This is a genomic window from Kitasatospora sp. NPDC059803 (assembly GCF_042732255.1).
In the GTDB taxonomy this organism is placed as follows: domain Bacteria; phylum Actinomycetota; class Actinomycetes; order Streptomycetales; family Streptomycetaceae; genus Kitasatospora.
This window is the reverse complement of sequence record NZ_JBHWIJ010000471.1, coordinates 1-4,014: the sequence shown is the minus strand read 5'-3', so window position 1 is coordinate 4,014 and position 4,014 is coordinate 1. Positions and strand designations below refer to the sequence as shown.

Here is a 4,014-nt window from a genome sequence, read left to right as displayed (position 1 = left end):
AGAGCGTGCCCGCGGGGGCCGGCCCGGCGGGCCTGATAACCACGCTGCCGCCGACGTTGGCGCCCGCCCCGCGCGCCGACCGGGCCGGCGCGCCGCCCGCCTTCACCGCCGGGCTCGGCTGGCAACTGCCCGGCTGGGCCGGCCCGCTGGACCTCCTGGTGGTCAGCTCCGCCGACGGCGGCGAACCGGGCCTGGTCGGCCTCGCCGAGCAGGCCTACGCGCGCGGCTGCGCGATCGTGGTCACCGCCCCGGCGGGCAGCCCGCTGGCCGAGGCCGCGCTGCAGGTGCGCGCGCTGCCGCTGCCGTACGTGGCCTCCGCGCTGCCCGAGGACGAGGCGCCCGCCGGCCCGGCCGCCGAGCCGGACCTCCCCGCCGAGGACCCGGCCGCGCTGTGGTCCCACCTCGCCCCGCTGCTCGCGCTCGCCCAGAAGATCGGCATCACCCAGCTGCCGTACGACGCGCTGCCGGCCGTCGCCGACCTGCTGGACGCGACCGCCGTCCGCTGCCGCCCCGACGCCGCCGCGTACACCAACCCGGCCAAGGGCCTGGCCGCCCGGCTGGCCGGGACGGTCCCGCTGCTGTGGGCCGAGGGCCCGATCGCCGGGGCCGTCGCCACCCGCTTCGCCGCCCAGCTCGCCGAACGGGCCGGCCGCCCGGCGCTGGCCGGGCCGCTGCCGCAGGTGCTCACCGCCCACCGCGGCATGTTCACCGGCCAGTTGGGCGCGGGCGCGGACCCGGACGACTTCTTCCGCGACCGGGTCGACGAGCCGGATCCGCTGCACCTCCAGGTCCTGCTGCTGCGGCACGTCCCGGGGGCGCCCGGTGCCCAGTCCGGTGTCCGTCCCGGCGGCGCGCCCGAGGAGCAGGGCGGGCCGGCCGAGGTGCCGGAGGACGACGCGGGCCCGCGCAGCTTCGGCGTCACCCGCGCGCACCGGCTGGCCGGCGCCCACGACGTCCGGCTGACCGAGTACGCGACCAGCCGGCCGGACCCGCTGCACGCGCTCGCCGACCTGGTCGCGCTGACCGACTTCGCCGCCGTCTACCTCGGGCTCGCCGCCGCGCAGTCCTGAGCCGCGCCGCACGGCCGGTACGGTAAGCGCTCGACGGAGCAGCGCGACCAGCCATTGCGGCGGAGGGACCCGAAGCATGAGTACAGAAGGCGGCACCAAGGCACTGGTCGCGGCACTGTCCGCGAACCTGGCGATCGCGGTGGCCAAGTTCACCGCCTTCGGCTTCACCGGCTCCTCGTCGATGCTGGCCGAGGGCGTGCACTCGGTCGCCGACTCGGGCAACCAGGTGCTGCTGCTGATCGGCGGCAAGCGGGCGCGCCGGGAGGCGGACGAGGAGCACCCGTTCGGGTACGGCCGCGAGCGCTACGTCTACGGCTTCCTGGTGGCGATCGTCCTCTTCAGCGTCGGCGGCCTGTTCGCGATCTACGAGGGCTGGCACAAGGTCAACCACCCGGAGAAGCTGGACTCCTGGGGCTGGGCGGTCGGCGTGCTGCTCTTCGCCGTCGCGATGGAGGGCTGGTCCTTCCTCACCGCGATGCGCGAGTCGGCGAAGGCCAAGGGCGGCCAGGGCTGGGTGCAGTTCATCCGCACCGCCAAGGCCCCGGAGCTGCCGGTGGTGCTGCTGGAGGACGCCGGCGCGCTGATCGGCCTGGTGCTCGCGCTGCTCGGCGTCTCGCTCACCGTGGTCACCGGCGACGGCGTCTGGGACGGCGTCGGCACCCTGGGCATCGGCCTCCTGCTGGTGGTGATCGCGGTGGTGCTCGCCCTGGAGACCAAGTCGCTGCTGCTCGGCGAGTCCGCCGACCGGGATTCGGTGCGCCGGATCCGCGAGGCGCTGGTGGACGGCGAGGCCGTCACCGGCGTGATCCACATGCGCACCCTGCACCTGGGGCCGGAGGAACTGCTGGTCGCCGCCAAGATCGCGGTCAACGCGGAGGACAGCGCGGCCCGCGTCGCGCAGGCGATCGACGCGGCGGAGGAGCGGGTCCGGGCCGCGGTCCCGATCGCGCGGGCGATCTACCTGGAGCCCGACGTCTACAGCGCCGAGAAGGCCGCCGCGGGCGAGGACCCGGCGGCCACCCCCGGCGGGCCCGGGCCCGGCGCCTCGCACTGACCGGCGCCGGTCCGCCCCTGGCCGGGGCCGGCCGGGGGCAGACCAGGGCGCCGGCTGGGATCCGCTTGAGGACCCGTCCGGTCCGAGGCCGAAATCGCTCATCGGCGGACGGCCGGTGGGGCCGCCGGTGTAGATTCGTCACCAGAGCCAGAACGTCGCTGCTGATGGCGGTTGATCGGCGGTCCGCCCCTGCGGGGTGTGCCCCGGTCGAGGGAGAGAGGTCCTCCGACGGTTTGTGCTGCGCAGCAGGGAACCGGTCCAGCACCACGGATCCGGCCGCCCCGGCGTAGCCGTGCACCCGTACGGCCCCGCCCCGCTGCGACCGCACACACAGGACCTTGGCCACGCCCACCCCATCAGCGAGGAGCAGACGCATGTCGACCGACACCACCGGTGACTTCAAGGTCGCCGACCTTTCCCTGGCGCCGTTCGGCCGCAAGGAGATCCAGCTGGCCGAGCACGAGATGCCCGGCCTGATGTCGATCCGCGCCGAGTACGCCGAGTCGAAGCCGCTGACCGGCGCCCGCATCACCGGCTCGCTGCACATGACCGTGCAGACCGCCGTCCTCATCGAGACCCTGACCGCCCTGGGCGCCGAGGTCCGCTGGTGCTCCTGCAACATCTTCTCCACCCAGGACCACGCGGCCGCCGCCATCGCGGTCGGCCCGGAGGGCACCCCGGAGAACCCGCAGGGCGTGCCGGTCTTCGCCTGGAAGGGCGAGACCCTGGACGAGTACTGGTGGTGCACCGAGCAGGCCCTGACCTGGCCTGACGGCAAGACCCCGAACATGATCCTGGACGACGGCGGCGACGCCACCCTGCTGATCCACAAGGGCGTCGAGTTCGAGAAGGCCGGTGCCGCGCCGGACCCGTCCACCGCGGACAACGACGAGTTCCGGATCATCCTGGAGCTGCTCAACCGCACCCTCAAGGACTCCCCGAACAAGTGGACCGAGGTCGCCGCCACCATCAAGGGCGTGACCGAGGAGACCACCACCGGTGTCCACCGCCTGTACGAGATGCACCGTGACGGCCAGCTGCTGTTCCCGGCGATCAACGTCAACGACTCGGTCACCAAGTCGAAGTTCGACAACAAGTACGGCTGCCGCCACTCGCTCATCGACGGCATCAACCGCGCCACCGACGTCCTGATCGGCGGCAAGGTCGCCGTCGTCTGCGGCTACGGCGACGTCGGCAAGGGCTGCGCCGAGTCGCTGCGCGGCCAGGGCGCCCGCGTCATCGTCACCGAGATCGACCCGATCTGCGCGCTCCAGGCGGCGATGGACGGCTACCAGGTCGCCACCCTGGAGGACGTCGTCGAGACGGCCGACATCTTCATCACCACCACGGGCAACAAGGACATCATCATGGCCTCCCACATGGCCCGGATGAAGCACCAGGCCATCGTCGGCAACATCGGCCACTTCGACAACGAGATCGACATGGCCGGCCTGGCGCAGCTGCCCGGCGTGGTGAAGACCGAGGTCAAGCCGCAGGTCCACGAGTGGCGCAAGGCGGACGGCCGCACCATCATCGTCCTCTCCGAGGGCCGCCTGCTGAACCTGGGCAACGCGACCGGCCACCCGTCGTTCGTGATGTCCAACTCCTTCGCGAACCAGACGATCGCCCAGATCGAGCTGTTCACGAAGACCGAGCAGTACCCGATCGGCGTCTACGTGCTGCCCAAGCACCTGGACGAGAAGGTCGCCCGGCTGCACCTCGACGCGCTCGGCGTGAAGCTGACCACCCTGAGCCAGGACCAGGCCGACTACATCGGCGTCCCGGTCGAGGGCCCGTACAAGGCGGATCAGTACCGCTACTGATGCGGTGAACCGCGACTGACGCGGTGCGGCGTACGCCGGTGGCCGGCACCCCTGCGCAGGGGTGCCG

At 72.9% G+C, this 4,014-nt stretch carries 3 protein-coding genes; all 3 read left to right on the top strand.

What is annotated here, in order from left to right:
- On the top strand, positions 1–1,070 hold a 1,070-nt coding region (locus ACFV6I_RS38235; protein ID WP_380430766.1), incomplete at its 5' end, for an SIS domain-containing protein.
- A 76-nt stretch (positions 1,071–1,146) separates the two neighbouring features.
- On the top strand, positions 1,147–2,124 hold the full coding sequence (locus ACFV6I_RS38230; protein ID WP_380430764.1) for a cation diffusion facilitator family transporter: 978 nt from the start codon (positions 1,147–1,149) through the stop codon (positions 2,122–2,124).
- A gap of 374 nt (positions 2,125–2,498) precedes the next feature.
- Complete coding sequence (ahcY, locus tag ACFV6I_RS38225; protein WP_363377427.1) at positions 2,499–3,947, top strand: adenosylhomocysteinase; 1,449 nt, start codon at positions 2,499–2,501, stop codon at positions 3,945–3,947.
- Positions 3,948–4,014: the final 67 nt, after the last annotated feature.